This is a genomic window from Mesorhizobium sp. Root695 (assembly GCF_001428185.1).
Taxonomy (GTDB): domain Bacteria; phylum Pseudomonadota; class Alphaproteobacteria; order Rhizobiales; family Rhizobiaceae; genus Mesorhizobium.
Window position 1 is genome coordinate 488,475 of sequence record NZ_LMHO01000001.1, and the last position, 24,001, is coordinate 512,475.

Here is a 24,001-nt window from a genome sequence, read left to right on the forward strand (position 1 = left end):
TGTCTACCCTTCCTAGGGTTTGTCCTCCTCATCGAGCAAGATGCGCTCCGCCGCGCCGTCGAGATCTTCGTATTGGCCTGCTCGGAGCGACCACATGAAAGCCGCGAGACCGACCAGCCCGAGCAGGATAGCGACGGGGACGAGGACAACAAGATAGTTCATCGACCGGCGACCGCTGCCGCCCGCGTCAAAACCGGCGCGTGAGGGTTGTCGTTAGATCGAGAAATCGAAGCCTGATGAAGCCGCATGGCGTTCGCCACGACGAGCACTGACGAGAGGGACATCGCAACTGCCGCCAGGAGCGGCGTAACCAAGCCACTGACGGCGAATGGCACGGCAAGCGCATTGTAGGCGACCGCGAGCACAAAGTTCTCGCGCACCAAGCTTCTTGCCTTCCGGGCGATGTCGAGCGCCGTCGCAACAGCCGAAAGGTTCTCGTGCAGGAACACGAAGTCGGCGGCGCTACGGCCGATGTCTGCGGCGGCGGCGGGCGCCATCGAAACATGAGCGGCCGCCAACGCCGGGACATCGTTAAGCCCGTCACCGACCATGAGCACCTTACGGCCCGCTGCGGCGAATTCTCGGATACGGGCAAGTTTTTCCGACGGCAGCAGTTCGCCTGCCGATTGGCTGACGTCGAGTTCCGCTGCCAGCCTCTCGACTGTTTCGGCGCGGTCACCTGAGTGTATCTCGACTGGAAGATCCAGCCGGTGCAGATGCCGCACAACCTCCTTGGCGCCTGGGCGAACGCGGTCTTCTATCTCGAACGTTGCGAGCATGGAGCCGTCGCTGGTCAGCACGACGACAGACCTGCCTTCCGCAACCGTATATTCCAAGCGTCCGTCGGCGAGTGCCCAGGCGGGCCGGCCGAGGCGAAAGAGCCTGCCTTCCATACGGCCCTCGATCCCCAAACCAGCTGTCTCGCGAACTTCCTCGAAGAGAGCCGCGCTCCCTGCCGTTCCGGCAGCGGCGATCGCACGGGCGGCAGGATGCCTCGACCCGGCCGCAAGGGCGGCCGCGATTGACAGTGCCGCTTGCGGGATCGTGCCGGAATTAACGACGCGCGGCCTGCCCAGAGTAAGCACGCCGGTCTTGTCGAACAGGACGGTGTCGATCTCGGCTAGACGCTCCAGCCCCGAACCGTCCTTGACCATGACACCTAGCTCGAACAGCCGCCGCGCCGCCATCACCTGGACGATCGGCACCGCGAGGCCGAGCGCGCATGGACAGGTGATGATGAGAACCGAGATCGCCACCGTAACGGACATGTGCCAGTCGCCGGTCGAAAAGAGCCAGCCGGCGAACGAAAGCGCGGCGATCGTGTGCACGACCGGCGAATAGAGCGCGGCGGCGCGATCGGCCAGCCGCCGATAGCGCGCCCGGCCGCCTTCGGCGACCTCCATCAGCCGGACCATTTCAGCAAGAAAAGAATTCTCAGTGCGCGCTGTGGTTCTGACGGTGAGTGGACCGGTAAGATTCATGACGCCTGCCTGAACTTCGCTCCCCGGCGTTGCCGGGCTCGACACGCTTTCGCCAGAAACCAGCGACCGGTCGAGGTCGGAGCATCCCGTTTCCACCACGCCGTCGAGCGGAATACGGTCGCCCGGGGCGACGAACAGAAGGGCGCCTGGCTCGATTTCGTCCAACGGCATGTAACGGCGCGTTCCGTCCGTCTCGATCAGCGTCGCGCCGGCAGGGACGAGACGCGCGAGCCCGGCGACGGCAGACCGCGCTCTTTCCCGCATCAGATGGTCAAGCGTGCGACCGATCAGCAGGAAAAACAACAGGGTTGTGGCGGCGTCGAAATAAGCGTGCTTGGCGCCCTGCACGGTGTCGTAGAGGCTGAGGCCAAAAGCCAGCGTCACGCCGATCGAGATGGGGACGTCCATGTTGGTGCGACCATGGCGCAAAGCTCTCCAGGCCGAAGCATAGAAAATGCTGCCACTGAAAAGGATGGCGGGCAGCGCCAGCATGGCGGAAATTATGTGGAACGCCTGCCGGGTCCCCTCGTCGGCGCCAAGCCAGACGGATACGGAAAGCAGCATGATGTTCATGGCGCAGAAGCCGGAGAGCGCCAGAGCTTTGAGAAGACGCGACAACTGGCGATCGGTCCTGTCGGCCTCGAAGGAATGAAGATGCGCCGGATAACCGATCCTCTCCAACGCGCCCGACATGTCGGGCGCGACATCCGCAACCGCCCGCCAGCGGACCACAACCCGCCTGGTGGACAGGTTGACGCGCGCGCTGGTCACGCCCTCCAGGGCGGAAAGCGTCTTCTCCACGGCAGTGATGCAGGCGCCACAATGGATGCCAGGAACAGAAAGATCGGTCTGGCGGATACCGTCGCCGAGATCGCGGCTCGACAGGAGAATTTCCTCGGGCGCGATCGGTGGCGGCGGTTCGAATTCGAGCCTGGCCTCGGCGGGCGAGCAGCAGGACATTACTGTCGCCTTGTCAACGCATTGCCTTGTACGCGTGCCAAGTGGCATGGCCGAGTAACGGGAAGATGACGATCAGAGCGAGGAAGCCGGTCCCCACGCTCAGCCCGAACAGCACCAGCACCACCAGGCCCCAAACGAGCATCGGCAGGATGTTGTTCCACACCATCGCCATGCTGGTTGCCATGGCGGTCAGTGCGTCGATTGGCCGGTCAAGCAGCATCGGGATGGAAAAGACGCTGATGGCGAAGCCGAAGGCGGCAAACAGGCCGCCGATCGCGCCGCCGACCACCAGCATGGCAACCCCCGTTGGCGTGGTGACGATCAACTGCGTTATATGGTCGAGGCCTGGAAACGGCCGCAAGCCGAAGAAAAGCGCATATATCAGCACGGCGGCCCGCATCCACAAGAGCATGAGCAGGCAAAGCAGCAACCCGGTGAAAAAGATCTGGGCGCCGGCCCGCCGCCATCCATGCAGCATCGATCCAAGGCTCGGTGTTCCGCCGGCCTCGAGAACGCGACTCTTCTCGTACAGCCCAACCGCCGCTACCGGCCCGACGATCATAAACCCGGCGAGCGCCGGGAACAGGATATAGTCCCATCCGAAAGCGAACAGCGTCCAGACAAATACCGCCGAGACGGCAAAGACGACAAAGCCGTAGGCGAGGCTCGGGCCCGGTCGCATCCAAAGATCGCTCCAGCCGGCCGCCAGCCATGACAGACAGGCGCCTGCTGGCAGGTTGCGCTGGCGGGCCGGATTGCGCGTTTCCTCGATACCGGAAAGTTGCGTCAGCAGGCCATAGGGGCGTTCCGTGTCACTCATAATTCACTCCTGAAACCTCAGCAGTCCGACTGCGCCGCGCGATAGACCCCGCTTCCGTGCAGCGGTTCCTTCAGATGCGCCACGCAGCCGGGCTGGGAGGTCATAGCCACATAGACGAGATGAGCGTTGGCGCCACAGAAGATCGCGACGCCTGCGCCGACCAGCACCCATACGATCCAGTAAACCGGCTTTCTGCCGCCCGCTCGATCACTCATAGCAACGCCGCACTCACGGATTTTCCACGCCTAACGAATGCACGTACAGGGCGAGAATCTTAATGTCGGTGGATGATAGACGCTTGCCCCAGGTCGGCATATGTCCCTGACGTCCGCCGTGAATGGTTGCCACGATAGTCTCGATATCTCCGCCGTAGATCCAGTATTTGTCGGTCAGGTTCGGCGCACCGACATCGGCGTTTCCTTTAGCGTTCTCACCATGGCAGGCCGCGCAGGTTGTCAGGAATACCTGGCGCCCGGCATCGATAGTATCGACGTTTTCGGGCGTGGCGTCGTCCGGATTGCTCAGTGAATGGACGTAGACGGCGACATTGTTCAGTTGCATTGGATCCAGCATCTCGTCACGGCCGAAGGCGGGCATTTGCGAGACACGGCTGTCGGCATGCGCGCTGTTGACGCCCACGCTGATCGTCTGGGCAATCGTTTCCGGTCCACCGCCCCAGATCCAGTCGTGGTCGGCCAGGTCGGGATAATTGCTGCCGCCGCGTCCGTCTCGTCCGTGGCAGGCGGCACAGTTGTCGCCGAACAGGCGGTGGCCGGTCTCCTGGACGATTTTCATCAGTTTCGGATCGGCTTGGATCTCATCATAGTTCTTCTTCTCAATCGCCTCGACCCACGGCGCGCGCGCCGCGTTCGCCTCGACCAGCCTTTCGGCGACCATCTTGTGCTGGTCGGTATCGAGCAGCCCTTGCGTGTAGGTGGTGCCGAGCGGCCAGGTGGGCATCAGGAACCACCAGAGCACGGCAAAGACGTGGGTGACGATCAGGAAGATCAGCACACCCCGCGGCACGGGTGTGTCGAGCTCCTTGATGCCGTTCCATTCGTGTCCGGTGGTTTCGCGCCCGCTTACCGGATCGATCTCCTCTACCGCCATGGCCTGTCATCCTGCTCGAGAATATCCTTCTTGGCCGCGTCGAAGCGCGCGCGATTGGCGGGCCGGTAAGCATAGATGACAACCGCCACCGCGAAGGCGATCAGATAAAACAGCCCCCAGCTCTTGGCGAGCGCGACAAGCGTATCGTGGCTCACATCCATGGTTCGCTCCTCAACCCCCGTTGCCGCCGACTTGGGGCGCGCCAGCCGCCTGCTCGCGGCTTGCCGCATCCGTCAGACGTCCGAGTACCTGCAGATATGCCACCAGCGCGTCCATCTCCGTGACTTCCGTCGTTACGCCGTCGAATGCACTCACATCGGTCGCTTCGCCATAGCGCTTGACGACGCCCGTGGCGAAATCGCTGTCCGGCGTCGCCTGTCCGTAAGCGTCGCGCGCGGCATTGGCGATCATATCATCGGTGTAGGGCACGCCCAGTTCGCGCAGCACCGCCAGATGTTGGCCCAGATCGTCCATCTCAAGGGGTGTGCGCTCCAGAAACGCATAGGCCGGCATGTTGGATTCGGGCACCACGCTGCGCGGGTTGGTCAGGTGCGCGACTTGCCAGAAGTCGGAATACTTGCCGCCAACGCGAGCGAGATCGGGGCCGGTGCGTTTCGATCCCCACAGCATCGGATGGTCGTATTTGGATTCGACCGCGAGCGAATAGGGACCGTAGCGCTCGACATCGTCGCGCAGCGTGCGGATCATCTGGCTGTGACAGGCATAGCAGCCTTCGCGCTCGTAGATGTTACGGCCGGCCAGTTCGAGCGGCGTGTAGACACGCATGTCCGGCGCGTCCTCGACCGTCTGGTGAATGGTAAAGAGTGGCGCGATCTCGACGATACCGCCGACGCTGGCCGCGGCAATGATCGCCAGCACGAAGCCGATTGCCGTTCGTTCGAGCTTGCGGTGGAACAGTTCAGGCATCGGTTCACTCCGCAGGGGCAGGCGCGACGCCGGACTGGGCCGGTCCATCGCCGACGACGGCGGCGGCCGGCGCGCCGCGCGCCGTCATCCAGATATTGTAGCAGGCCACAATCGCGCCGAGCAGGAACAGCAGGCCGCCGAAGGCGCGCGCGATATAATAGGGATACATCGCCACGAGCGTGTCGACGAAGGAATAGGTGAGCGTTCCGTCTTCAGTGTAGGTCCGCCACATCAGACCTTGGATGATGCCGGAATTCCACATCGCAAAAACGTAGATCAGGGTCCCTGCGAGCGCGAGCCAGAAATGGACCTCGACAAGCGTCGCCGAATACATGGCCGGGCGTTTCCACAGTGCGGGAACAAGCGTGTAGAGCGAGCCGAAGGTGATCAGCGCCACCCAGCCGAGTGCGCCGGCGTGGACATGACCGATCGTCCAGTCGGTGTAATGGGAGAGAGAATTGACCGGCCGGATGGCAAGGAACGAGCCTTCGAAAGTCGCCAGGCCATAGAAGACGGCGGCCACAAACATGAAGCGCAGCGTCGCGTCGTCGCGCACCTTGTGCCATGCGCCGTTAAGCGTCAGCAACGCGTTGCCGGCGGACGCCCATGAAGGCACCAGAAGCATCACCGAGAAAGTCATGCCGAGGTTCTGCACCCAATGCGGCAGGGCCGTATAATGGAGATGATGAGAGCCGACCCAGATGTAGAAGAAGGTGATGCCCCAGAAACTGAGGATCGACAGCCGGTAGGAGAAGATCGGCCGCCCTGCACGCACCGGCAGGTAGTAGTAAAGCATCCCCAGGAAGCCCGATGTGAGGAAGAAGGCGACCGCATTGTGGCCGTACCACCATTGCACCATCGCATCCTGCACGCCGGCCCAGATGGTGTAGCTCTTGGCGTGCCCCCAAGACACCGGAATGGCGAGATTGTTGACGATGTGCAGAATCGCGACCACCAGGATGAAGGCGAGATAGTACCAGTTGGCGACGTAGATATGTGGTTCCTTGCGGCGCGCCAGCGTACGGATGTAGAGGATGAAATAAGAGACCCAGACAATCACCAGCCAGAGGTCGGCATACCATTCGGCTTCGGCGTACTCCTTCGACTGGGTGACGCCGATCAGGTAGCCGCTCACCGCCAGCAGACAGAACAGGTTGAAACCGAACAGCACGAACCAGGGGCTGATCTGCCCGGCGAGTCGCGCCCGCGAGGTTCGCTGCACGACATGGAAGGAGGTGGCAATCAGCGCGTTGCCGCCGAAGCCGAAGATAACGCCCGTGGTGTGGGTGGGCCGCAACCGGCCAAATGTCGACCAGGCGGCATCGAAGGCGAGGTTCGGCCAGGCGAGCTGGGAGGCAACCCAGACGCCCATGAACATGCCAAACACGGCCCAGGCCATGGAAAGCGCGATGCCGACCTTGATCGGGTCGTCGTAATAGCTGGCCTGCCGGTCCTCTTGCGGTTCGGGGCCGTAGAATGCCGACAGGACCAGGTAAAGCAGGACGCCGCTGTAGACAATCACGATGACGCCGTGCACGCCGAGCGGATCGGACTTGCCAAGCGCTGCCATGGCGACGCCCACGATCACCATCAGAATCAGGATGACGGCACAATATTGTCTTTCACTCGAAGTAAGTTGCGCGACCATGCTTTTCCCTTGCAACGCTCGGTTCATGCCGCTTGACCTGCAGGATCGCCGGCCAGCTTATGTGCGTCAAGCACGACCGCAAGTTGCGATCGGTTCGCAACCAGATCCGCCAGCGTGAACTTGTCAAAAACAGATAGGTATGAGCCGAGCGCGTCCCTGATGACACCTTTCAGGCGACAAGTCGGCGATAGGACACAACGGCCCGCGTCGGCTTTCATACACTCGACGATCGGAAAGTCATCACCGAGGTTGCGCACCACTGTCCCGACATTGATCTTGTCCGGCGTCATCGCCAGACGGATGCCTCCCGAGCGGCCGCGGGCTGTCGACAGGAGTCCCATGTTCCGCAGCCTCAGGGCGATCTTGAGAAGATGATTGCGCGATATGCCGTAGCTCTCGGCGACGTCGTTCACGGTGCTCAGCCGCCGATCATGGATCGCAAGATAGATTAGCATTCTCAGTGCATAATCGGTTTGTAGCGTCATCCGCATGTCGGTTGCCTCGACGCGGGGTCGCCTCGCGGCAGGTGAACGAACATGCCGACCTTCAGTCTCTGCGCGTTGCGTTCGGCGCGGTCGATGAACACAGTCGCTACCTCAGGCTCGCAAAGTTTGAGCGCCGTCTCTCGTGCCCGAGCCATATCTCGGAGTCGTCTACGAAGACGTCCTTCAGCTTGAGGGGCGTCGGCCTTGAGTATGACCGAGCACCATAAGTCGAGCATTTTCTCCAGATGGGGCTTCCAATCGCTGACAATGTGCCGGGCCAAGATCCGGCCGAGGCGAGCTTCAGCCCGCACGTAGAAGGAGCGGACCAGCCGACTTATGGACATCCTGTCTACTTGCGGGTGCATCAGGGATTGCTCTGCAGCGGGCTGGACTCTGTCGAGAGGTTGAGCAGGCATTCGGGAATAACCATCAATTGGCATCTGAAATACCACTTTACGATCGATCAAAGCCTTCCGCAAGAAACGAACGTCACGAGACACCGCTTCGGCTCACCGCAAACGAGGGCAATTATAAAAGCCACGGCGCTTGGCTGGCGTTGCCGGGAGCGCCCAAGTTGCGGCCGTGCAGACTTCATCGAGCCGTCGCGGCTACAGCGGCACGCCGACAACCGCGAGAAGGGTCAGCAGTAGCGAGCCGAGGCTAGCGACTACAACGATCACGCCGAAGATGAACGCAAGCGCTGCGATCGGATCGTAAGGTTTGCCCATCGTTTGGGTCACAGTTACCACCATCATGAAGCCGCCGCGCCTGACAAACACTGGACCCTGCACGTTGCCAAGTCGACCCCCCATCCATTTCCAGACTAATATCTACTGACGCTGACGACCCGGTCAAAGATCAACCGAGAGCGTCGAGGCGGCGACTCCGGCGGTTCCTGGACACACCCGGACGGAGGCCTTCGCGCCCTCTGACGAGGATGTGGGAAGGCTGAAGCCGCGTCGGGCTGCCGATGGCTCAAGCGGTTGTTTGACCGTTGAACGAGCAGCGATAGTGGGCGAGCCAGGAGCGAATGCGTCCGTTGGATGGAATAATTTTCTGCATCCTGGAGCCTTCAAAAAAGTTTGCGACAGAACCTCCTCAATCGCATCTCCAATCACTGGCCTAACAGCCTGCTTGTTCTACCGATGCGCAGGCGCGGGCCGATGTGACCGGACCCGCCAATCAAATGTTCCGCCTTGCTTCAACCAGTGAGGCAAAGTAGGAAGCCCCGAAGGGCAGTGCTTCGTCGTTAAAATCGAACCACGCGCTGTGAAGTATGCGGCCAATATCGTCCGGTTCATTGCCGATCCAGCCATAGCATCTGGGTCGGTCTTGGAGCATGAAGGCAAAGTCTTCGACGATCATCGTCTGCGGCGGGTTTGTCTCGATCTTGTTGAACACCGACGATCCCGCGGCCTCTGCCGATCGGGCAGCGGATTGCGAATTGATGAGCGTCGGATATTGCTGGACATAGGAAACCTTGCACTGCGCGCCGGTCGATAGCCCGATGCCTTCCACGATGCGCCGCACCGCCGGCTCGGCTGCCGCGCGCGCGTCGGGAGAGAATGCCCGCACAGTACCCCGGATGGTGACCTTGTTCGGTAAGACATGGTAGGCATCACCACCATGAATTTGCGTGGCGCTTACCACGATTGCATCCAGCGGGTCGGTATTTCGCGCGGAAATCTGCTGAAGTGCGACGAGGATGTGTCCGGCGGTCAGAATAACATCAACGCCTTTCTGCGGTTGGGCCGCATGCATCCCGATGGACGAAACTTCGATACATTATCGCCCGACGCGCCGTTACGCTCCCGTTGGCAAAGTTACCACAGCCTCAAACCCGGTCCCATGCCCGGTGCTCGGCGAGCGCAGCACGAGCGATCCGCCAGCACGCTCGGCTATGGTCCTCACGATGGCGAGACCCAGTCCACTGCCTTCACCCGAGATTGCCGCACGCTCGAAACGTGACGTCAGCCGCGCGAGTATTTCGGCCGGGATCACTGGTCCCTCGTTGGTGACGAGAAGCCGTCCGTCCGCCCCCAGCGTGATTGCGACCGGGGTATCGGGTTTGCCATGTCTCAGCGCATTTTCGATCAGGTTGCGACAAAGTATTCCGAAGGCATCAGGGTCGATATCCGACAACACAGGCTCCGATGGCAGGTTGAGATCCAGTCGGTTTGTCGCTCCGGCTCGCTCGAAATCGGCCACGATCAGCCGCAGGATTGGGCACAGGTCGGCAGGCCTGTCGCCCCTGAGCCTGCCGCCTTCAGCACGGGCGAGTTGCATCAGCTTCTCCGAAAGCCTGGCCAGCCGTTTGAGTGTTACCTCGATATCGGCGGCCCGCTGCGCCGCCTGTCGATCGGTCGTCTCGACCTGCAGCCGCTGGGCCTGGGCGATAGCCCCGGCGATGGGGTTTCGAAGCTCATGCGCGGCGTTCGCCGTGAAACTGCGTTCGGCTTCGAACGCTTCCTTCAAACGAAGCAGCAACTGGTTAGCCGCTGCCGCAATGGGTGCGACTTCGCCAGGAAGACCGGTCTCCGCCACCGCCGACAAGTCCTGAGCGCTGCGCGCGGCGAGGTCAGTTCTCAATCTTCGTACCGACCGGAAGCTCAGCCGAACGGCGCCGAAAATGGCGACAAGGCTGAGCGGGATCATGATCAGCAGCGGCAATGCGAGTGCGCCCTGCATTTTACGCGCGACCGCCGCTCGGTGCTCGAGGGGTTCGGCTACCGCGATCGTGACCGTCTCCTGCAAAGCCGCATCGTAATAAAGCCGATGCGTGGCGGAGTCGCGGAAGCCCATGCCCTGATAGGGCGGAAAGACGGACTCGTCGGCGTCGTGTGATTTGAGAAGCACGCGGCCTTGGGCGTCGCGAACGACGTAGGTGAAATACTCATTGTGCCGGCGCAGCGTCGCGATCCGCTGCGTAAGCCCCTGTTCCTCGCGACCAACAATATCGAGTACCGCGAGCGGCAGGATGCGTTGCGCCGTCTCCTCCAGCGCCGAGTCGAAAACCTCGTTCATTTCATTGCGAAGGATGTTCGCGGTGATGGTCGCAGCGGTTATCCAGAAAAGCGTTACGCCTAGTCCGATGGCGAGCGCGAGCCGGACCTCGAGCGAGCGGGGAGCCTTCATGCCGTTCCCAACCGATAGCCAAGGCCGCGCTCTGTCTTGATGATGTTGTGGCCGAGCTTCTTGCGGAGCCGGCTTACATGCACTTCGATGGTGTTGCTCTCCACCTCGGTGCCAAAAGAATAAAGTCGCTCTTCCAGCTGCGCTTTGGCGAGAAGCTGCCCCGGCCGCTGCACGAAGGCTTCAAAAAGCGCCCATTCGCGAGCTGTAAGTGGTACGGCACGACCATCCTTGTGCACGGAGCGGGCGGCAAGGTCGATGTCCAGCGGGCCTAGCGTCACGATCGGGTTTGGATTGCCGGTATAGCGCCGTGCCACCGAGCCGATGCGCGCCGACAGTTCCGCCAGGTCGAAGGGCTTGACGATGTAGTCGTCGGCTCCGGCATTGAGCCCCTCGATCCGGTCCGACACCTGGTCAAGCGCCGTCAGTACGATGACGGGGCTGGCGTCTCCCTTCGCTCGCAAGGACCGAAGAAAGGGGATGCCGCGACCATCGGGCAGCATCAGGTCCAGAAGGACGAGGTCATAGGCGGCGACGGCCAGCGCCTCGCGCGCCTCATCGAGGCGCGTGAACCAGTCGATCGAATGACCGTCTGCTCGGACTTGATCGCGGACGGCAGCGCCTAACACGGTATCGTCTTCGATAAGGAGGATGCGCATGCCTGTTGGTTCCGCCCCTGTCTGTGCCATCCGTCTTTTCATTCCAGGCTGAAGGAAACCTGAAGCAAAGGGCGCGCTGGCTTCAGGCGACCGTCAGCTTTAGGGTGCAGGAAATGGCCGCGCGCCCCTTTTAGGAGTTTGAGCCATGACGCATGGCCTGACAATGCTGACGCTTCTAGCCTCACTCGGCGGAGTCGGCGCGGCAATGGCCGATGAAGGCTGCAGCGTGCCGATGACGGACTGGCAGCCTCCCGAATCCGTCCAGCGGATGGCCGAGAAGCAGGGATGGACCGTCCGTCGGATCAAGATCGACGACGGCTGCTACGAAATCCGCGGTCTGGACGCCTCCGGGCGGCCTGTCGAAGCCATCGTCGATCCTGCTACGCTCAAGGTCGTTTCCCTCGAATACCAGGACGACGATCGCGGTGGGTCAGGCCCCAGCGCGCCGAATGGAGCCGTTCCGAAGAATGGTGTCGCGGTGCCGGGCCCGGTGGCGACGCCGACGGAAGATTGATGGTCTAGGGCTGAGGCTGCGTACTTTCCTTACATGTAGCTGAAGCGAATTTCTCGCATTCTTCAGCAAGCGCTCAGGATAGGCGGCAATTCTTTTCCCATCCACAACATGGGAGACCTAGCATGAAACTCACACTTGCCCTTCTTGCCGCGACCGCCATCGGCGCGGTTGTAACCATCGCGGCGGCCGCGACCGTTGGACCGTTCGCCGGCAACACGTTCAGCCACGTCGCTGACAAGGTTGCGGAAGTTGCTGATCGCGGCGCGACCATCCTGGCCAGCGATGACGATGATGAAGATCATGAGTACCGAAAGCACGGCCGTACCGACGACGATGGTGAAGACGATGACGACGACGCTACCGGGACGGCCTCGAACCCGGCACCAGCAGGCACCGTTGCGCCGCCTGTGAACGGGTTGTTCGGCGACGGTCCGGTTCCGCGAGTCAAGGTCAACTGACGCATATACCGGCCTGATTGATCTGCTTGCGACCCTGCCCCGATGCCCGGTGGCGGGGTCGCGCTTTCAGGGACCTTCTGCCAGTTGTGAAGCTGACGGCAAGCTGAAGCGAAAAGGCTCGCACCATCAGGAAAGCATCAGCTGGAAGCGGCATTTTCCCCTCGTCGCAATCCTTGATGGAGAACTCATCATGAAATCTCTTCTGGTCGCCCTTGCCCTCACCACGGCGCTCACCCTTCCCAGCATGGCTCTCGCACGCCCCGTGACGCTGACGACCAATCTGACGAATTACGGCGGCAACGGTGCCTACCTCGCCCTCTACGTCACGGATGCAAATGGAGCCTATGCCGGCAGTTTGTGGATGGCCGGCGGCAAGTCGAAGTATCATCAGCACCTGAGTGACTGGTACCGCGCCACCGGAGGCAATTCGGCCGAGATCAACGGGATCACGGGGGCAAGCGTCGGCGCGGGGCGGGCGCTCTCCATCACCCTTGACCTAGCCGACACGCTCTTCGATGCCGGCTATGCGCTGCACATTGACGCCGCCGCAGAGGACATGCGCGACAGCCCCTCGGAAATTGTCGTGCCGCTTACTGCCGCGGGTGCGGGCAAAGCTACCGCCGGCCGTCGCTACATAGCGAACTTTACCTACGACATGTGAGATTGAGCGAAGGAGAACGACATGATCCGCTCTTTGCACAGGCTGCCGGGCCTTGTCGCCGCAGTTCTGATCGTGGTGCTCGCTTTGAGCGGCGCGGCGTTGTCGGTCCTGCCGGCAGTCGAAGTTGTGGCAACGCCCGCCCAGCAAGAGGCTGACCTCAGCGTCGCCGAGCTCGCCGCCCGAGTTGCGGCCGCTTACCCCAGGGTTGAACAGATCAAGCGGGCACCCTCGGGCAGGATTACCGCCTGGTATCGAGAAGGCGATAGTGCCGGCGCAGCCATTATCGACCCCGCCACCGGCCGAGGGATCGGAGCTGCCGAAAAGTCTGCGTTCGAACGCTGGTTGACGAACCTCCACCGGTCGCTCTTCCTCGGTGATGCCGGTCGGTTTGTGGCGGCAGCCGGGGCGGCGGCGATGCTTGCCCTCACGGTTTCCGGCCTCCTGCTGGCGGCGCGCCGCACAGGCGGCTGGCGGCGATTCTTCTCGCCGCTGAGGGGACCATTCTGGGGGAGGCTGCACGTGGAGATCGCGCGCATTTCCGCCGCTGGGCTCTTGCTGTCCTCAGTGACCGCACTCTGGATGACAGCTTCCACCTTCGGGCTCCTCCCCGAAGGACCGGGCGCACCGCCGATGACGACCTCCGTCTCCGGGCGGACCGACTATCCGGCTGCGGAGATGGCTGTGCTGCGCCAGACGCCGGCGTCTGGCTTGCGCGAACTGACTTTCCCTTACCCGGGCGACGCAAAGGATGTCTTCACGCTGAAGACGGGTGAAGGCCAAGGCTATATCGACCAGGGAACTGGCGCCCTCCTTGCCTGGGCCGACCTGGGCGTCTGGGACTGGGTCACCGAGACGATTTACATGCTCCACACCGGCCGCGGGGCTGCTGCGCTCGGCATCGTTCTGGGCTTCATGGCGCTAGGCGTGCCCGTCATGGCGGGGACTGGCGTTTTCCTGTGGACCATCGGACGGCGCGGGCGGCCGTGCATCAAGGCCAATGCAGCGCCCGGACAGGCTGATACGGTCCTTCTGGTTGGCGGCGAGGGCGGGAGCACCTGGGGCTTCGCCGCCACGCTGCATGCCGCGCTCACCGCGGCCGGGCAGAAGGTTCATGTGGCGCCGATGTCGGCTTTCTCACCCTCCTGCTACAGCCGCGCGGCGCGGGTCGTCGTGCTCGCCGCAACCTATGGCGACGGCGCAGCGCCCGGATCGGCGAAGGGGTTCCTCGATCGTCTCGCCTCGTTGCCCACGTCGCCCGGCTTTCCGCTCGCCGTCGTCGGATTCGGCGACCGGCAGTTTCGCGACTTCTGTGGCTATGCACACAACGTCGTGCGTGCGGCCGAAGCAAAGGGCTGGGTTCAGCTTCTGCCCCTGGATGTGGTCGACCGCCAATCCCCCCAGGACTTCGCTCGCTGGGGCCATGCCTTCGGCCGGGTGCTGGGGATTGCATTGATGCTCAACCACCAACCCAAACCGCCCCGGTCGCGAGCGTTCACCCTGGTCTCGCGACGCGACTATGGAGCAGAGGTGCAAGCACCGACTACGATCCTGCGTTTTGCACTGCCTCGCGCGAGGCTCTGGCAACGGCTGACCAGGCGCGGCATGCCGCACTTTGCCGCGGGAGATCTGCTCGGCATTTTGCCGCAAGGCTCGACGCTTCCGCGCTTCTATTCGCTTGCGTCGGGCAGCCGCGACGGCTTCATCGAAATCTGCGTGCGGAAACATCCGGGCGGCCTCTGCTCGGGCCAGCTGATGGACCTTCTGCCCGGACAGGCTGTCGATGCCTTCGTCCGTCGCAATCTGGAATTCCGCCTCGGGCGCGGGAAAACTCCGGTGGTGCTGATTGGAGCGGGCACGGGCATCGGGCCACTGGCGGGGTTTGCGCGGGCCAACCGCAAAGGTCGGGCAATGCACCTCTACTTCGGGGCCCGCCATCCCGACAGCGACCTCCTCTACGGCGAGGAACTGGCGCGATGGCAGGCCGAGGGACGGCTGGCCTCGGTCACGACTGCTTTCTCGCGTACAGCTGCCAGGGCCTATGTCCAGGACGCGCTGCGCCGCGACAGCACGCGCCTGACGAGGCTGATCGCCGAGGGGGCGCAGGTGATGGTGTGCGGAGGTCGCGAGATGGCCACCGGGGTCGCCCGCGCACTGGCCGACATCCTTGCCCCGGCTGGCTTGACCCCCGAACTGCTGAAAGCCGAGGGGTGTTATGTCGAAGACGTTTACTGATCTTACCCGCCACGCGCTGAACGGACCAACCATGGGTACCCGGTGGTCGGCCCTGTTCAACATGCCGAGGGGTTTTGATGCGCGGCCGGTGGCAGTGGCGCTGGCAGCGGCGGCGGCTAAGGTGGATGGGCAGATGTCGACCTGGAAGCCGGACAGCGACCTGATGAGTCTCAACGTCGCTGGGCAAAGAGTCTGGGTTGAAGTGCCTGACGAGTTGGCGAAGGTGCTCTCCTTCGGTCTGCGGATAGGAAGTCTTTCCGGCGGCGCCTTCGACATCGGCATGGGCGACGCGGTTGCTGCATGGGGATTTGGGCCTGCCCCGGCCGACCCGACGCGTATCCGTACCGCACTCGCAGCCCATCGCCAGCCCGCGCACGAGGTGCTGGAGGTCGACGCCGTGGGTCGCCGCGTTCGCAAGCATGCGCGGATGGCCCTTGATCTGTCGGGCATCGCGAAAGGCTATGCCGTCGACAAGATGGCCGAGGTCATCGAAGCCTTTGGCATCCCCGGCGCGCTTGTCGGCATCGACGGCGACCTGCGCGCGCTCGGCCTGCAGCCAGACGGCAGCCCTTGGACAGTTGCCGTGGAACGCCCAGACCATGTCCGCCGCGCGCCATCTTCAATCCTCGCGTTGGAAGGTGCCGCGGTTGCCACTTCTGGCGACTATCGTCACTGGGTCGAGGTCGCCGGCCAGCGACTATCGCATACGATGGATCCCCGACGCGGCGGGCCGCTGGTTGCCTCCCCGGCTTCGGTAACCGTGGTGGCTGCAACCTGCATGGAAGCCGATGCATGGGCGACCGCATTGATGGTCAAGGGCAGCTTGGAAGGCGCGGCGATGGCCCGTAGGATGGGATTGGACGCGCTTTTCCTCGACCGCGATGAAGGAGGATTGCGACCGACGGCCGTGGGACGGCTTTTCGGATAGCAGCCGCCTGTCGAGGTTGTGCAACATGAACTAGGGGAACTGAAGGGCAGATGAGCGGGGAAGGCAGCGAGAGGTTAAAGATAGCCATTCTGGCGGTTGCACTCGCTGGCCTGGCTGCGGGTATTTGTCTGAGGGTCGCCGGGAAGATTGAACTCGCCGACATGGTGTGGGTCGCGGGCGTCATTCCTGTCCTGGCGGCGCTCATCGTCGAGATTGTTCGAAGCCTGTGGAGGGGCGAGGTCGGCCTCGACATTGTGGCGGCCCTGTCCATGTCGGCCGCGCTCGTCTTCGGCGAGACGCTCGCAGCGGCCGTCGTCGCTCTCATGTATTCGGGAGGCACATTCCTCGAGAGCTTTGCCGAAGGCCGCGCCCGCCGCGAGATGCGCGACCTCCTCGCGCGCGTCCCGCGTACGGCGACCCGGCACCGTGACGGCGCATTGGATGAGGTTCCACTCGATCAAATCGTACCTGGCGATCTTCTCCTGATTCGGCAGGGAGATGTCGCGCCCGTCGACGGAGACATCGAAAGCGAGCGCGCCGTGCTCGACCAGTCGGCCATGACGGGTGAATCGATGCCTGTGAAACTGATGCGCGGCCAAGAGGTTATGAGCGGCTCGACCAATGCAGGCGAAGTCTTTGACCTGCGAGCCACCCGCCGTGCCGCGGAAAGCACCTATGCCGGGATTGTCCGTCTGGTGGCCGAGGCGCAGCGCTCGAAGGCCCCGATGTCGCGATTGGCGGACCGCTACTCGGTCCTGTTCCTCATAATCACCGTCGCACTTGCGACGGCGGCGTGGTGGCTAACCGGCGACCCAATTCGGGCCGTGGCCGTACTCGTCGTGGCCACGCCGTGTCCGCTCATCCTCGCAGTTCCTGTCGCTCTTGTCGCAGGGCTGTCGCGAGCGGCGCATTTCGGGGTACTGATCAAGGGCGCGAAACCACTTGAGGCGCTTGCGCAAGTGCGAACGCTGATCCTCGACAAGACCGGCACGCTGACGGACGGACGCCCACAGATCGTGTCGATAGATACGTGCGCGGACGTGCCGCCTGATGAGGTGCTTTACCTGGCCGCGGCAGCCGACCAGGGTTCGAAGCATCCCATGGCGCAAGCGATCGTCGCCTCGGCACGCGCGCGAGACATCGCATTGCCGGTGCCGACCGATATCGAAGAGATCCCGGGGGAGGGTGTCGCGGCGCGGGTGGATGGCCGTTCCGTTGTCGTGGGCGGGACAGGCTTCGTTACGCGCCACATCGGAAGGGGCAGCATGCGCGATCATGGGGCGGAAGCCGGTTTTGTGCTTGTCGCCGTCGCGGTGGACGGCCGACTTGTCGGAAATCTGGTCCTTGCGGACGCCTTGCGTTCGGAGACCGCTGAGTTCCTTGCCGGCATTCGCCGCCATGGCATCGGGCGGATACTGCTTGCCACCGGGGATCGGCGTGCCGTCGCCGAGGCGGTGACCGACGGGCTCGGCCTCGATGGCGTTCGGGCCGAACTGACGCCAGACCAGAAGGTGCTTCTGGTGCTGACGGAGCGCAAGAACGGGCTGGTAATGATGGTCGGCGACGGCGTGAACGATGCTCCGGCACTGGCCGCTGCCGATATCGGCGTGGCTATGGGAGCCCGTGGGGCGGCCGCTTCCGCCGAGGCTGCCGACGTCGTTCTGCTGGTTGACGATCTTGGTCGGCTGCTTTCGGGACTGGAAGTGGCCAGCCGATCGCGCCGGATCGCCCTGGAAAGTGTCGTGGCGGGAATTGGCCTTTCGGTGGCCGGTATGATTGCGGCTGCACTTGGCTATCTCACGCCAGTACAGGGTGCACTCCTGCAGGAGGCAATCGATGTCGCGGTCATCCTGAACGCGCTGCGCGCGCTTCGAATATCGCCAAGGAACGGGCCGGCCTGGGGGCAAGATCACACATCAGTCGAAGACCATGGTGCTGAATGATCGGGCTATCCCACTCAGAAATGCATTTGGTGCATCGTATCGGCTGGCTGCATCGCTTCCTCGGGGCGTCAATGAGGAGACCACCCCGACTGCCGGCCTCGTCGTCGCCGCAGCCACAGCGGCGTGCGGTGGCGGCGTGGTATTGATGGCCGGACTGCCGTCCCCCGCCGGATGCGCCGCGATCTTCAGCACCGCACCATCGTACTGCTCCAGGCCTACGATGCCAGTGTTGGCGCCTCACCATGGCACCGCCATGCGGCCGAGCGGGCATGGCCTGCGGTCGTCGCCGCTCAACGCCTCGCCTATCGAGTGCTCGCCACCTGCTGGTCGCTGGAGAATGCGGGAGCCGATGCGGCCCCTGAAAAGGCTCGCAAGCTGTTTGGCCCGGACGGTGAAAAAGAGATCAACCTCGCACTGGCGCTGCTAGCCGATGCCGTTCGCACAGGAAGGAAGCCCGAGCCACTTTCGCAGCTCCCGGAGTTTCTGAGCTCGGAGATGCGAAACCTGTATGACTCGCTCATCTATGTCGGAAGCCCCGGTGCGGGACCGTCCGACTGAGCACCATTGTTTGCATCGTTCCCCCGCACTCAATGCTGCGTCGTCAACTTTCTTTTCGTGACCGCCGCCGCAACAGGAGGACAATGAGCGAGATTATCACCAGCACGCCTATGGCGAGCCTATCTGAGCAAGCGTCATGAGCACCGACTGCCCTGGCCCCGCCCGCAATTCGCCGACCTGGTCCGCTGTAACCCTGGCGGCGGGGTTACCATTCCAAATTCACCTGCATCACCTCCTCGCGATCGCGGAGTAGAAAGCTTTGACGGGAGGCATGGCCTGAAATCAATCCGTAGGGCCGAATTCCCTCGGCCCGCCCGGACGGAAGTTAAAGTGACATCGCCGTTGTGTCACATGGTCTGCTGTCTGCGTGCGGATGATGTATAGCCCAGCACGCAGCCACAAGGCTCCATCTATCTCTTCAGCAAGTCGCGGATTTCCGTCAGGAGTCGCACATCGGCTGGCGGCGGCGCCACTGGGGTTGCGGGCTTTTCAGCCTCCACCCGCTTGCGCATGTTGTTCACCGCCTTGACCATCAGGAAGATGATGAAGGCGAGGATCAGGAAGTTAAGCACGACCGTGATGAAGCTACCGTAAGCGAACACCGCACCCTGCTTCTTGGCATCGGCCAGCGCCGGCGCCGTCACCGCCGAAGACAGGGCGAAGAAATAGTTGTTGAAGTCCAGTCCACCCAAGATCGCGCCGATGATCGGCATGATGATGTCGTTGACGAGGGAATCGACGATCTTGCCGAAGGCCGCACCGATGATGACGCCGACCGCCAAGTCCATTACATTGCCCTTGGAAATGAACTCCTGGAATTCCTTCAGCATATCCATCTCCTCTGAATTGAAGTCTTAGGTCGTCAAGAGAAGGCACTTTCGCGCCGGAAGTGCTTGACCAGCAGGTAGTAGAAAGCGGCACGATATTTGTTGCGGTTGGATCGTCCATACTGATCTATGACAGTCTTGATCCCCTCATCGAGATTGTCGCTTGCGCCAAGTCCCAGTTTCTTGATCAGAAAATTCTTCTTCACTCGCTCCATTTCGGCGCTGTCCGACGCAGAGACTGTCGACGCGTCGTCGCTGTATATGGTGGGGCCGCACCCCTTCGTCACCTTCGTAAGAAGGTCCATGTCGGCCGACAGACCGCACTTACTTTTAAGATCCGCTGCGTATTTTTTAATGAGCTCGTCCCGTTTACTCACGACAATGTTCTCCTCTTTCCAAGAACGCTCCGCAGCGCTCATATTCCTTGTCGACCGCTGCCAAGGGGCCTACGAGTTTCAATTTGCGTCTCGGTGCCTCGAATCGGAAAGAGCGAAGTCATGGTTGAACAACTAATAGCGCGACAAGCATCAAGGCTGCCGACGCACTCCCGAGAATGCCGATCGCGGCAAAGACCTGAAAACCCACGGGAAGCTGGCGGAAACGCCACCATGTCCAAGGCTCCCTCTCCCATTGCTGAAAACGCGGCATCAAACTCCCCAGCCATTGAACGACTTCTGAACTTCCGCTTGGATACCGTCTCGACGAACGAGTACAGTTGTCTTGATTGGGTGCCATCGTAAGCCAGCGCAATCCTGCGGAGTCCATAAGGTCAACACCTGAGATTACCGCCCAAGTCGGTCCGTAGGCCGCTGGGACTTCCAGATAAGTTGGACCTGCGGGCAGCAAGTCAGAGGCAGCGCGATTGCTGTCTTGGGCAGCCGAAACGACACGCCCCCTCGTTTCATGGTTCGATCAGGCGATTCCGGATCGCATATCGGGCCAGGTCAACGGCCGAGCGGAGGCTCAGTTTTCTCATCGCAGAAGTCCGGTGCGAGTCGACTGTCTTTATGCTGACGCCCCACCGCGAGGCGATGTTCTTGTTTGATTGACCCTCGGCGACAAGCTGGACGACCTCTCGCTCCCGTTGTGTGAGCGTCTGCGACGCGACGACCTTGCCGCCGCTGAGAAAATCCTCCAGCAGGCATTCTGCCACCTTCTGCGAGAAATAGGTCTTACCTTTTCCTAGCGCCTCAACGGCGGCAACAAGTTCGGCGTCTTCTCCGGTCTTCAGCAGATAGCCGCGAACATTGGCCTGCAGAGCATCCTTTATCAGCGCCTCGTCATCGTGCATCGTATACATCAGAACAGCGGTTCGCCGACTGGCGGCACCGATCTTTCGGGCCGCTTCCAGCCCGTTAAGAATGGGTAGCGAATAATCGAGGATTGCGACGTCGGGCATACCCGCAATCGCCAGATTCACAGCCTGCTCGCCATTGTCAGCCTCTGCCCATACTTTCCACTCTGCTCGCTTTTCCAGGACAGCCCTTATGCCCGCACGAACAATACTGTGATCGTCGGCGATCAGTATTTTAAGCGTCCGCATGGTCATGGCCTCTCGGCAAATGGGGTGGCAAGTGACCGTAGATCGACGATTGCGACGTTGTCCAGCAACTCAAAATACCGACATATTTTTCTTTCCCTCGCCTGAATCATGGACAGGAAACCGCAAGCTCATCGTCGTGCCCAGCCCTTTGTCGCTGGAGACAATGATTTGGCCACCGCTGCGATTAACAAAGTAGAGCACCTGGTCGAGCCCGATTCCGTTACCTTGGCCTGGCACCTTCGTCGTGAAGAATGGATCGAATGCCTGCGCGAGGACGTCCTGATACATCCCTTGTCCATCGTCATGAACGTCGATCTGAGCCCAGCGGCTTTCGGCGCCGCCGCCGGCGATCCGCAGCCTGATGGTGATGAGCCCGCCAGTTGGCATTGCATCACGCGAATTCAGGACCAGATTGACGATAGCGGCCTGGAATTGTACGGAGTCCATCAGGCAAACTATTTTCGTCCCATCACGTTCGAACTTAATTTCTACGCTCGGGCCTGCGGCCTGTCTGAGATGCGGGAGTGCATTGGTGAGAAGTGTGCCAATATCGACCTTCTGGGGCTGCATTTCCCGGTTCCCGGAATAGGAGAGCAACTGGGTTACCAGTTCCCGGCCTGATGCCAGCGACAGATCGATCTCATCAAGCAGTCTTCCAGCCTCTGGCTTGTCGCTTATCATAGGGCGCAAAAGCGATACGGCCGAACGAACGATTCTGGTAAGGTTACCGATGTCGTGAGCGATCCAGCCCGCAAAACGTCCTACCGTTTCTAGCCTGTTTGCTTCTTCAAGTCGCTTTCGCGCGATATCTTCCCGCCTGCGATACCGTCGCGACAACCACTCGAACGCCAGCAGAACGGCCAGAAGGATTGCTGCACCAACGATCAGAACCGTCGCGTGGGAGCGCCAGGCCCGCATCACGTCCGCCTCGTTCAACGTGGCCAGGACGACGACCGGAAATCCGTCCAACGACCGGAATCCGCCAAGCCGGCGGATTCCATCGATCGGACTGTTCGACCAATTGTAGCCTTGGCTGCCTGATCGCAGGCTGCGGAACAACTCTGCCGATGCGAAGGACTTTCCCATCGCTACGTCATCCTGGGGCGAGCGAGCAAGCAATGTGCCGTCGTTGAGGAGGAGTGCAATCGTGCCGCGGCCCACCAATATCTGTCGGTAGAAATCCTCAAAATAGAGGGGCTCCACGGCCGCAACCGCCACACCGCTGAAACCGCCACCCGACTTCTCGATGCGCCGGCTCAGGCTGATAAACCAGACGCCGACCGAGCGGCTCCGCAGTGGATGTCCTACATGCACACCGAGCGAAGGATTGTCGCGATGCGCCAAGAAATACGAACGGTCCGCGAGGCTCACATGCGGCGTGGACGGGTAATCCGTATCATGCGTGATGAACCCATCGGCTCCAATCACAAAGAGCGCGCGGACATAGGGTAATTCCCTCAATCGCGCGGTCAATTGGGCGCGAAAAGTAGGGTCGTTGTCTGGAAGTGCCGGATTATTCTCGAGGTCCGTGACAATATCCTGCAGGGTTAGATCCACCGACTGCAAGGTCCGTGCCGTCTGTTCGGAAAGCAGACGAGTGAGATTCTGCACGGATCGCTCCGCTTCTTCCCGAGCGGCTTGATAGCTCCGCCACAGTTCGAACGTCAGCAAACTCGCCAAGCAAAAGATCAGCAGAGGGGCGGGCGACAAGACCGCGAACCGCCTTAGGGCCCCCCGCGATAGAGGCGCAGTCCCCGTCAAAGGACCAGGATGCTTAGCCGTGCCGTCGCGTTCCCGGTCTATTGTTTTCTCCCTCGAAGAAACGCGGTCAAAAGACGTCGCAGGAAAACCTCTCAGATCCCTCACGCCATGCATACCCCAGCAGAAAAATAGCGCGCATCAGGTGTTTACCCCATAGTGCGCCGCCCAGACGCGAATTACCACATTCTAATGCAATGATCGCCACTGATTCCGTGGAGGCACGAGAAGGCAGGGAAATTCCGGCTGATGTCCAAATGAAACTCGATTTGCAGTTCATCAAACATCCGAACGGCAAAGAACGTCTCGTGGTTTTGCCAGAATCCCATTTTCATCTGCTGGAGAGAGCTGCGCGTGCATGTTTGAAACGAGGTGAGACGGAACCTTTCCTGCTGCCCAAACTATTGCTGGACAAAATAGCTGGAGGGGAAAATCCCGTACGGGCAGTGCGGCTCTGGCGCGGCTTGAACGGTAGGCAGTTATCGACCTTGGCGGGCATAACGCCGAGCATGCTTTCCCAAATAGAACGAACTGGAAAAACCGGGTCGCCCAGGACCTTCAAGGCCATCGGCAATGTACTCGGTGTACCCCTTGATTTGATCTTCCCGCACTTGCCCGACAACAAGTGATTTAAGCAGATGCAGCCAAGCTCAAGATCCGAAGCCGCAAATAATAATACGTTTATTCAACCTGCCGCAGAGCAGGCTCTCAGGCAACGCAAATTGCCCGTGGTTTCCCGCCCCGAAACCACGGGTTCATTTTTATGGTGGGTCGGCTATAGCGCCGGGCAGCAGGTCCAAGTACGTCGCAGCTTGAATAAATGTAGGAAGCGATGCTACACCAATTCTCTACCCTTCGACTGGCCACCGCAGATCTTGTGCCTGGTTAAGCATCAAATGAAGGCGTGCCAACTCGATTGGCAGCACCCCGCCAGCCCGTATCGCTCGATAGTACTCGTATCCCACATCCTTTGACATCCGCCACAGAGTGTAGTTGTCGATCTGCGAACTGCTCGTAATTGTCAATGCGGCGGCTTCGATGCTGGAACCTGTTGATCTATCTTTCATTTTGTGCGCTTCGTTGGGTCGAAGGGTTTGCAGAACCAGAATTCGAATCGGCGCAGAGGTGAAATCCGGCCGATGAAATGCCTCCCGGAAATAAACGAGGAGCGGCAGGTCTGCCATTGGGTGAATACCCGATAGCGCATCTTCCCATCGGCCGCCTCCAAGGTGCTGCCGCGATGTGGATTATCCGACAACCTTGAGGCGATTGCTTAGTCCTCCTTTGCTCCCGAGAACTGCAATTAGGTCGTTGCCAACCCGAACCCGGGGAACCGTCGAAGGCAGGCATCCGAGAA

Annotated in this window: 26 protein-coding genes; 8 read left to right on the forward strand and 18 right to left on the reverse strand. The window is 61.4% G+C overall.

Annotation, left to right across the window (positions count from 1 at the left end; genetic code table 11):
* Positions 1-12: 12 nt before the first annotated feature.
* The 13 genes from ccoS to ASD99_RS02440 form a co-directional block, all read right to left on the reverse strand.
* Entirely contained in the window at positions 13-162 is a 150-nt protein-coding gene (gene ccoS, locus ASD99_RS02380) for a cbb3-type cytochrome oxidase assembly protein CcoS (RefSeq protein WP_056589723.1), read from the reverse strand.
* On the reverse strand, positions 159-2,441 hold the full coding sequence (locus tag ASD99_RS02385) for a heavy metal translocating P-type ATPase (protein WP_057142577.1): 2,283 nt from the start codon (positions 2,439-2,441) through the stop codon (positions 159-161). The genes ccoS and ASD99_RS02385 overlap by 4 nt, the downstream gene beginning before the upstream one ends.
* A 13-nt stretch (positions 2,442-2,454) precedes the next feature.
* Complete coding sequence (locus ASD99_RS02390; protein ID WP_056589729.1) at positions 2,455-3,261, reverse strand: DUF2189 domain-containing protein; 807 nt, start codon at positions 3,259-3,261, stop codon at positions 2,455-2,457.
* Between the two features lie 17 nt (positions 3,262-3,278).
* On the reverse strand, positions 3,279-3,476 hold the full coding sequence (locus ASD99_RS02395) for a hypothetical protein (RefSeq protein ID WP_056589732.1): 198 nt from the start codon (positions 3,474-3,476) through the stop codon (positions 3,279-3,281).
* Positions 3,477-3,489: 13 nt separating this feature from the next.
* The gene (gene ccoP, locus ASD99_RS02400; protein WP_057142578.1) at positions 3,490-4,371 is read right to left on the reverse strand and encodes a cytochrome-c oxidase, cbb3-type subunit III; all 882 of its coding nucleotides are present in this window, start codon (positions 4,369-4,371) and stop codon (positions 3,490-3,492) included.
* Positions 4,362-4,532 (reverse strand): CcoQ/FixQ family Cbb3-type cytochrome c oxidase assembly chaperone, encoded by a 171-nt coding sequence (locus tag ASD99_RS02405; protein ID WP_057142579.1) that lies wholly within the window; start codon positions 4,530-4,532, stop codon positions 4,362-4,364. The genes ccoP and ASD99_RS02405 overlap by 10 nt, the downstream gene beginning before the upstream one ends.
* Positions 4,533-4,542: 10 nt before the next feature.
* Positions 4,543-5,298: a cytochrome-c oxidase, cbb3-type subunit II gene (ccoO, locus tag ASD99_RS02410; protein ID WP_057142580.1), complete on the reverse strand. Its 756-nt coding sequence runs from the start codon at positions 5,296-5,298 to the stop codon at positions 4,543-4,545.
* A 4-nt stretch (positions 5,299-5,302) separates the two neighbouring features.
* Positions 5,303-6,946, reverse strand: a complete 1,644-nt coding sequence (gene ccoN / locus ASD99_RS02415; protein WP_057142581.1) for a cytochrome-c oxidase, cbb3-type subunit I — start codon at positions 6,944-6,946, stop codon at positions 5,303-5,305.
* Between the two features lie 23 nt (positions 6,947-6,969).
* Positions 6,970-7,437 (reverse strand): RrF2 family transcriptional regulator, encoded by a 468-nt coding sequence (locus ASD99_RS02420; protein ID WP_056589746.1) that lies wholly within the window; start codon positions 7,435-7,437, stop codon positions 6,970-6,972.
* A 602-nt stretch (positions 7,438-8,039) separates the two neighbouring features.
* Complete coding sequence (locus tag ASD99_RS33060) at positions 8,040-8,210, reverse strand: hypothetical protein (RefSeq protein WP_162256673.1); 171 nt, start codon at positions 8,208-8,210, stop codon at positions 8,040-8,042.
* A 403-nt stretch (positions 8,211-8,613) separates the two neighbouring features.
* On the reverse strand, positions 8,614-9,213 hold the full coding sequence (locus tag ASD99_RS02430; protein WP_320410752.1) for a M20/M25/M40 family metallo-hydrolase: 600 nt from the start codon (positions 9,211-9,213) through the stop codon (positions 8,614-8,616).
* Positions 9,214-9,234: 21 nt separating this feature from the next.
* Positions 9,235-10,566, reverse strand: a complete 1,332-nt coding sequence (locus ASD99_RS02435) for an ATP-binding protein (protein ID WP_057142584.1) — start codon at positions 10,564-10,566, stop codon at positions 9,235-9,237.
* Complete coding sequence (locus ASD99_RS02440; protein ID WP_056590150.1) at positions 10,563-11,222, reverse strand: response regulator transcription factor; 660 nt, start codon at positions 11,220-11,222, stop codon at positions 10,563-10,565. The genes ASD99_RS02435 and ASD99_RS02440 overlap by 4 nt, the downstream gene beginning before the upstream one ends.
* 145 nt (positions 11,223-11,367) lie before the next feature.
* On the opposite strand from ASD99_RS02440, the gene ASD99_RS02445 reads away from it, so the two are divergent.
* From ASD99_RS02445 to ASD99_RS02475, 7 genes are all read left to right on the forward strand, one after another.
* The gene (locus ASD99_RS02445) at positions 11,368-11,736 is read left to right on the forward strand and encodes a PepSY domain-containing protein (RefSeq protein WP_057142585.1); all 369 of its coding nucleotides are present in this window, start codon (positions 11,368-11,370) and stop codon (positions 11,734-11,736) included.
* Positions 11,737-11,858: 122 nt separating this feature from the next.
* A complete protein-coding gene (locus ASD99_RS02450) occupies positions 11,859-12,194 on the forward strand; it encodes a hypothetical protein (RefSeq protein ID WP_057142586.1) in 336 nt (111 codons plus the stop codon).
* Between the two features lie 190 nt (positions 12,195-12,384).
* Positions 12,385-12,855, forward strand: a complete 471-nt coding sequence (locus ASD99_RS02455) for a DUF2271 domain-containing protein (protein ID WP_057142587.1) — start codon at positions 12,385-12,387, stop codon at positions 12,853-12,855.
* A 21-nt stretch (positions 12,856-12,876) separates the two neighbouring features.
* The gene (locus ASD99_RS02460; protein ID WP_057142588.1) at positions 12,877-15,087 is read left to right on the forward strand and encodes a PepSY domain-containing protein; all 2,211 of its coding nucleotides are present in this window, start codon (positions 12,877-12,879) and stop codon (positions 15,085-15,087) included.
* Positions 15,068-16,015, forward strand: a complete 948-nt coding sequence (locus ASD99_RS02465) for an FAD:protein FMN transferase (RefSeq protein WP_057142589.1) — start codon at positions 15,068-15,070, stop codon at positions 16,013-16,015. Before ASD99_RS02460 ends, ASD99_RS02465 begins: the two co-directional genes overlap by 20 nt.
* Positions 16,016-16,065: 50 nt before the next feature.
* Complete coding sequence (locus ASD99_RS02470; protein WP_057142590.1) at positions 16,066-17,958, forward strand: heavy metal translocating P-type ATPase; 1,893 nt, start codon at positions 16,066-16,068, stop codon at positions 17,956-17,958.
* 171 nt (positions 17,959-18,129) lie between these two features.
* Positions 18,130-18,516 carry a hypothetical protein gene (locus ASD99_RS02475; RefSeq protein ID WP_057142591.1) on the forward strand — a complete coding sequence of 129 codons (387 nt, stop codon included), beginning with the start codon at positions 18,130-18,132 and terminating at the stop codon, positions 18,514-18,516.
* Positions 18,517-18,926: 410 nt separating this feature from the next.
* Here ASD99_RS02475 and mscL read toward each other — a convergent pair whose 3' ends face one another.
* From mscL to ASD99_RS02495, 4 genes are all read right to left on the reverse strand, one after another.
* Entirely contained in the window at positions 18,927-19,346 is a 420-nt protein-coding gene (gene mscL / locus ASD99_RS02480) for a large conductance mechanosensitive channel protein MscL (protein WP_056590153.1), read from the reverse strand.
* Between the two features lie 32 nt (positions 19,347-19,378).
* Positions 19,379-19,720, reverse strand: coding sequence for a DUF2853 family protein (locus ASD99_RS02485; protein ID WP_057142695.1), 342 nt, complete (start codon positions 19,718-19,720; stop codon positions 19,379-19,381).
* 524 nt (positions 19,721-20,244) lie between these two features.
* Positions 20,245-20,892, reverse strand: a complete 648-nt coding sequence (locus ASD99_RS02490; RefSeq protein WP_056589781.1) for a response regulator — start codon at positions 20,890-20,892, stop codon at positions 20,245-20,247.
* A 63-nt stretch (positions 20,893-20,955) separates the two neighbouring features.
* The gene (locus tag ASD99_RS02495; RefSeq protein ID WP_057142592.1) at positions 20,956-22,761 is read right to left on the reverse strand and encodes a hybrid sensor histidine kinase/response regulator; all 1,806 of its coding nucleotides are present in this window, start codon (positions 22,759-22,761) and stop codon (positions 20,956-20,958) included.
* Positions 22,762-22,901: 140 nt separating this feature from the next.
* Between ASD99_RS02495 and ASD99_RS02500 the strand changes: the two genes are divergently transcribed.
* Positions 22,902-23,273, forward strand: a complete 372-nt coding sequence (locus ASD99_RS02500) for a helix-turn-helix domain-containing protein (protein ID WP_162256675.1) — start codon at positions 22,902-22,904, stop codon at positions 23,271-23,273.
* Positions 23,274-23,492: 219 nt separating this feature from the next.
* Here the strand turns inward: ASD99_RS02500 and ASD99_RS02505 are convergent, their stop codons facing one another.
* Positions 23,493-23,828: a hypothetical protein gene (locus ASD99_RS02505; RefSeq protein WP_056589787.1), complete on the reverse strand. Its 336-nt coding sequence runs from the start codon at positions 23,826-23,828 to the stop codon at positions 23,493-23,495.
* Between the last annotated feature and the right edge of the window lie 173 nt (positions 23,829-24,001).

Bases quoted from the DNA above. Each gene is read 5' to 3' on its own strand.
- ASD99_RS02420 (WP_056589746.1), bottom strand. From the start codon at position 7,437: ATGCGGATGACGCTACAAACCGATTATGCACTGAGAATGCTAATCTAT.
- ASD99_RS02440 (WP_056590150.1), bottom strand. From the start codon at position 11,222: ATGCGCATCCTCCTTATCGAAGACGATACCGTGTTAGGCGCTGCCGTC.
- mscL (WP_056590153.1), bottom strand. From the start codon at position 19,346: ATGCTGAAGGAATTCCAGGAGTTCATTTCCAAGGGCAATGTAATGGAC.
- ASD99_RS02435 (WP_057142584.1), bottom strand. From the start codon at position 10,566: ATGAAGGCTCCCCGCTCGCTCGAGGTCCGGCTCGCGCTCGCCATCGGA.
- ASD99_RS02405 (WP_057142579.1), bottom strand. From the start codon at position 4,532: ATGGATGTGAGCCACGATACGCTTGTCGCGCTCGCCAAGAGCTGGGGG.
- ccoN (WP_057142581.1), bottom strand. From the start codon at position 6,946: ATGGTCGCGCAACTTACTTCGAGTGAAAGACAATATTGTGCCGTCATC.
- ASD99_RS02490 (WP_056589781.1), bottom strand. From the start codon at position 20,892: ATGACCATGCGGACGCTTAAAATACTGATCGCCGACGATCACAGTATT.
- ASD99_RS02385 (WP_057142577.1), bottom strand. From the start codon at position 2,441: ATGTCCTGCTGCTCGCCCGCCGAGGCCAGGCTCGAATTCGAACCGCCG.
- ASD99_RS02450 (WP_057142586.1), top strand. From the start codon at position 11,859: ATGAAACTCACACTTGCCCTTCTTGCCGCGACCGCCATCGGCGCGGTT.
- ASD99_RS02390 (WP_056589729.1), bottom strand. From the start codon at position 3,261: ATGAGTGACACGGAACGCCCCTATGGCCTGCTGACGCAACTTTCCGGT.
- ASD99_RS02395 (WP_056589732.1), bottom strand. From the start codon at position 3,476: ATGAGTGATCGAGCGGGCGGCAGAAAGCCGGTTTACTGGATCGTATGG.
- ASD99_RS02475 (WP_057142591.1), top strand. From the start codon at position 18,130: ATGCGCCGCGATCTTCAGCACCGCACCATCGTACTGCTCCAGGCCTAC.
- ASD99_RS02465 (WP_057142589.1), top strand. From the start codon at position 15,068: ATGTCGAAGACGTTTACTGATCTTACCCGCCACGCGCTGAACGGACCA.
- ASD99_RS02460 (WP_057142588.1), top strand. From the start codon at position 12,877: ATGATCCGCTCTTTGCACAGGCTGCCGGGCCTTGTCGCCGCAGTTCTG.
- ASD99_RS02505 (WP_056589787.1), bottom strand. From the start codon at position 23,828: ATGGCAGACCTGCCGCTCCTCGTTTATTTCCGGGAGGCATTTCATCGG.
- ASD99_RS02500 (WP_162256675.1), top strand. From the start codon at position 22,902: ATGAAACTCGATTTGCAGTTCATCAAACATCCGAACGGCAAAGAACGT.
- ASD99_RS02470 (WP_057142590.1), top strand. From the start codon at position 16,066: ATGAGCGGGGAAGGCAGCGAGAGGTTAAAGATAGCCATTCTGGCGGTT.
- ccoP (WP_057142578.1), bottom strand. From the start codon at position 4,371: ATGGCGGTAGAGGAGATCGATCCGGTAAGCGGGCGCGAAACCACCGGA.
- ccoS (WP_056589723.1), bottom strand. From the start codon at position 162: ATGAACTATCTTGTTGTCCTCGTCCCCGTCGCTATCCTGCTCGGGCTG.
- ASD99_RS02445 (WP_057142585.1), top strand. From the start codon at position 11,368: ATGACGCATGGCCTGACAATGCTGACGCTTCTAGCCTCACTCGGCGGA.
- ASD99_RS02495 (WP_057142592.1), bottom strand. From the start codon at position 22,761: ATGCATGGCGTGAGGGATCTGAGAGGTTTTCCTGCGACGTCTTTTGAC.
- ASD99_RS02455 (WP_057142587.1), top strand. From the start codon at position 12,385: ATGAAATCTCTTCTGGTCGCCCTTGCCCTCACCACGGCGCTCACCCTT.
- ccoO (WP_057142580.1), bottom strand. From the start codon at position 5,298: ATGCCTGAACTGTTCCACCGCAAGCTCGAACGAACGGCAATCGGCTTC.